This window comes from Enhygromyxa salina (genome assembly GCF_000737335.2).
GTDB lineage: Bacteria > Myxococcota_A > Polyangia > Nannocystales > Nannocystaceae > Plesiocystis > Plesiocystis salina_C.
Map to the genome: position 1 here is coordinate 1 of NZ_JMCC02000216.1, position 4,644 is coordinate 4,644.

The 4,644-nt window shown below is 65.0% G+C and carries 2 protein-coding genes and 2 pseudogenes; 3 read left to right on the plus strand and 1 reads right to left on the minus strand.

The window, feature by feature from the left end:
* Nucleotides 1-70, minus strand: a pseudogene (locus tag DB30_RS43360) (DUF3362 domain-containing protein); the annotation flags it as partial.
* A gap of 110 nt (nucleotides 71-180) precedes the next feature.
* On the opposite strand from DB30_RS43360, the gene DB30_RS40085 reads away from it, so the two are divergent.
* From DB30_RS40085 to DB30_RS40095, 3 genes and pseudogenes are all read left to right on the plus strand, one after another.
* Entirely contained in the window at nucleotides 181-1,776 is a 1,596-nt protein-coding gene (locus tag DB30_RS40085; protein ID WP_052559336.1) for an ankyrin repeat domain-containing protein, read from the plus strand.
* Between the two features lie 264 nt (nucleotides 1,777-2,040).
* Complete coding sequence (locus DB30_RS40090) at nucleotides 2,041-3,510, plus strand: IS1380 family transposase (protein ID WP_052559338.1); 1,470 nt, start codon at nucleotides 2,041-2,043, stop codon at nucleotides 3,508-3,510.
* Nucleotides 3,511-3,937: 427 nt separating this feature from the next.
* A pseudogene (locus DB30_RS40095) lies at nucleotides 3,938-4,453 on the plus strand (acetyl-CoA C-acyltransferase); the annotation flags it as partial.
* Between the last annotated feature and the right edge of the window lie 191 nt (nucleotides 4,454-4,644).

Here is a 4,644-nt window from a genome sequence, read left to right on the forward strand (position 1 = left end):
TCAGCTTGCGCAGCGGGTTGCGGCCGCTGTGATACATGGCCGTGGCGGTTGCCATGGGCGAGGGCAAGAACAAAAACGAACGGATTCAGGCAGAATCCCCACTTTGCCCCGATGCAACCGCCATCCCCCGCCCAACAGCATGTATCCCCTGCGCCACGGTCGAGTCTCGCGCTGCCCGCCTTGTTGGCCCTGGCGGCGCTGGTTTCGACAGGCTGCCAGACGCTCACCGGGGCCGTGTACTCCGGCGATGAGCAGGCGATCGAGAAGCTACTCGCCAAGGGTGCCAACCCCAACGAGCGGCCCTCGCCAGAGTCGACGCCGCTGTGCACGGCGATCGAACACCAACCTCATCTGGTGCCGAGGCTGCTCGCGGCTGGAGCCCGGCCCGATCTCGAGTGCGGCCAGCTCCCGGTCTGTCGGGCCGTCGAGCATGAGCGGATCGAGAGCCTTCGCGCGCTGATCGACGCTGGCGCAGGCGTCGATGTCCGGTGCGGCCCTGAGGCGACGCCACTGGAGACCGCGGCTTTTAAGGGAGACGCGACGATGGTCCGTGAATTGATCGCCAACGGCGCGGATCCGCTCGCCCATGGCACAAACGGGGTGCCCGTGATGTTCTACGTCGCCAGGATGCTCGACTCTCGGGTCGAATTGGCGAGCGTCATCCTCGATCAGGTGCGCGAGACCAGGGGCGACGCGGGCGCGAGCGCGGTGATCGACCAGCGCGTGGGCGCATATCCCCTGATCGTGGTGGCGGCGGTCATGGCCAATGCGCCGATGATCCGACAGCTGGTGCGCTACGGCGCTGACCCGAACTCGCGCGCCTCAACCAAGTCCTACCTCGACGGTATCGAGGACGAGTGGCCTGCATTGTTCTTCGCTCTCGCCGATCGAGGAGGCCGCGGCCCCGCGGCCGCTGACGCGCTCATCGCTGCCGGCGCAGACACGGACGCGAGCTCCACCCAGGGCCACAGCTGGGATGAGGCGTACGCCATGTTCCAGGAAGTCGAGGAGCAGCGCGGCGTCGTTGCCGAACAGCGGCGACAGCGGGACGAATACTACCGCCAGCTGGCCGAGGAACAAGATCGCCAGGACCGCGCGGAAGAGGAAGCGTACAGGCAAAGCAACCGCGAACACCACGAACGCGTCATGAGCGGCTTGGCCGGTGGCACTTCGGACCAGCCGAACACCAATCCTGCTCTGGACAATTCGTTCCAAGAAGAGATGTTGGCGCTGCATCAGCAATACAAAGATCTCGAGCAGCAGGAACAGGAGCAGGCCCAAACCCAGCGGCAGCAGACCGCGGAGGCGAACGTGCAGCAGGCTCGAGAGGAGCGCGAGCGCGCGGCACAAGCGGCCCGCGAAGCACAAGCGGCCCGCGAGCGCGAAGCGGCGCGACAGGCCGAGGTGGCGCGACGGGCCGAGGAAGCGCGCCAGGCCGAGGAAGCGCGCAAGCGTGAGGCGGCGCGCCGGGCCCAGGAGCTAGCCGACTATCTGCAGACCATGCGCAACACCATCACGCTCGGGGCAATCAGGTGTCCGGACGGCGAGGACCAATACCTGGTCACAGGCAAGCGCCCGGGAGGCGTCGACAGCTGTATCAACGTATCTTATCGGGCCAGCTGCCCGAATGATGTCTCGGTCAGCACGGGCGTCGCCAATAACTTCGTGGGTGTCTCCGGCTGCTTCGGTGACACTTACAAGATCTCGCCGAAGCCCTCTTGCTCGGTGGATCAGGTGCGGGTGACGGTCACCGACGTCCAGTATTGTCGGGGCTGATCCTGGGCGGTCGCGGTGGCAGGGGGGGCCTACGACCTGGGCGCGTCACCGGCGGCGCCCCCCTCTTCTTTTTCTCGAGCTGAGGAGCGTCGTCGTCAGCCGCAGCGCGAATCAGAGCATTGAAGGTCGTGTTCACGACTTTGCGTCGCGCCGCGATGCTCTCGCTCATCTCGAAGCCAGACGCTTCGCTGATTGTGTTCTCGATCGCTACAAAGCGCTGCTTCCAGCGCTTGGCCACCTGGCGACTCGACTCGGGCTTGCGTCATGCACAACCTCGTCCAACGCCTCGGCCTGCCACGGGCGCTCGACGAGGAACTCGAGCTGTTGAAGCAGCACCGGCCCTACAAGGAGTCGGATCACATCCTCAACATCGTCTACAATATTCTCGCGGGCGGGCGCACGCTCGATGACCTCGAGCTGCTTCGCAATGACATCAACTACCTCGAGGCCCTCGGTGCGCGGGCGATCCCTGATCCGACAACGGCGGGAGACTTCTGCCGCCGCTTCGCCGCTGAGGATATCCACCTATTGATGGACATCATCAACGAGGTCCGCGTCGCTGTCTGGCGTGAGCACGGCTCGGCGCTACTCGGTCAGACCGCTCGCATCGACGCCGACGGGCACATCATCGAGACCAGCGGTGGGTGCAAAGAAGGCATGGACCTGTCCTACAAGGGCATCTGGGGCTTCCAGCCCTTGCTGGTCTCGCTGGCCAATACCAAGGAGCCCTTGTTCCTCGTCAACCGTGGCGGGAACGCCAACTCGGCCTCGGGTGCGGCCGACTACTACGACGCGGCGATCGACTTGTGCTACCGGGCGGGCTTCGAGAAGGTCCTTCTGCGCGGTGACACGGCCTTCTGCCTGACCGCAAACTTCGATCGCTGGACCGAAGAGGGTGTCCACTTCGTGCTCGGGTTCGGGGTCAATAGGGGCATGAAAGCGCGCGCAGAGGCGGTCGAGGACGAGGAGTACGAGGTTCTCCTGCGCCGGGCCAAGCGAGGCCTCAGCGGCCAGGAGCGGGCCAAGCAACCGCGAGTCAAAGAACAGATTGTCCACGAGCGCGAGTACAAAAACGTCGTGCTCGAGTCGGAGCGCGTCGGCGAGTTCGAGTACAGCCCGATGAAGTGCGAGAAGACCTACCGGGTCATCGTGCTCGAGAAGACCCTACGCGAAGAGCGTGGGCAGCAATGCCTGGGTGTGGACGTCCGCTACTTTCTCTACATCACCAACGACCCAGATATGTCTGCCGAGCAGGTCGTCTTCGAGGCCAACGACCGATGCGACCAGGAGAATTTGATCGAGCAGCTCAAGAATGGCGTGCGCTCATTCCGTGCGCCGCTCAACACGTTCAACGCCAACTGGGCGTACATGGTCATCGCCTCACTGGCATGGACGCTCAAAGCTTGGTTTGGGTTGCTGCTTCCCGTGACGGCCCGACACCGCGCGCGTCACGAAGCTGAGCAGCAACAGATCGTCCGCATGGAGTTCCTTGGAGGTCGCAGCTGCGACGAGGGCCGAGGCAAGGAACATTCGATCTGCTTGGCTTCACGCACTATTGGGCGAGGAGTCGGCGGGGCAGGTGGGTGGTCCGACGAAAGACCGCGGGTGCGCTTACGCCGAGCAGCGCGTGGGCTTGGGCAGTGGTGCCGGTTTCACCGGCACTTGCCCATAGCCGTGCAGCATCAAATGCTCGCGGCGAAGCTGCGGGGGCATGACGCCTATATTACGGGATAACCGGAAATTGGGAAGCGCTCCGGCGGCTGCGTCGCGAGGTCCAGCGTGCGTGGCAACGGTGGTTATGCCGTCGCTCGCAACGAGGGATGACGTGGGACCAGTTCTATCGGCTGCTCCAGCGGTACGGGTTGGTGACAAGCTCGATCGGCGCCGCAGACCAGCCCCTGGCGGCAGTCGGACATGCGGTACCCTACGGCATCACAGGGGTCGCCTTCTTCCTGAGCCCCATGAAAGATCTGACAGTCCATCTCACACGGGAGCAGACTCCCAGAGCTGGAGACCATGGGGCACTGCGGCGCATGGTCAATCGTTCGCTCCATGCAGTCCAACGAATAGGTGAGTCCGGCCGACATCGCAGACTCGACCGAGTCCTCGATCAGTGGCTGGGTCAGATCATCGCATTGCCCACTGTTGAAGAACAGCTCGTTCGAGCCTGGAGGCGCTCGCCTCGCTGCGGCCGGTGTTCCAAGTGAAGGGCTCGGTCACCGCGGGCAACTCCTCGCAGACCAGCGACGGCGTGGCGATGACGATCGTGATGTCGACGGAGAAGGCCAAGGCGATCGGGGCGACTCCGCTGGCGCGCTTCGTCGGGTTCGCGGTCGCTGGCGTCGCGCCGGAGCTGATGGGCATTGGACCGGTCGAGGCCATCCCTCGCGTGTTGCGGCAGTGCGGGCTCGAGCAGAGCGACATCGATCTGTTCGAGCTCAACGAGGCCTTCGCCGCGCAGTCGCTCGCGGTCGTGCGCGAACTTGGGCTCGACCCGGCCAAGGTCAACGTCAACGGCGGCGCGATCGCGCTGGGGCATCCGCTTGGGTGCACGGGGGCCAAGCTGACGGCGACGTTGCTGTCGGAGTTGCGCCGCCGCAAGGGGCGCTACGGCATGGTGACGATGTGCATCGGCGGTGGCATGGGCGCCGCGGGGATCTTCGAAGCGCTCTACTGAAGCGCTCTGCTAAGGATGTCTGCGAGCTGGGAGGCCGATCTGCGCGCGCGGGTCGGCCTTTTCCGCCCGCGGCGCCCGCGGCTGACCGACCCTGCTAGCTTAGCGAGGCTCCGCCTCAGACCGTCGAGCATGTAAGCCTCGCCGCAGCAGGCGCCGACTTGGTGCGAAGAGCCTCCCGGCCGAGCCGAAAG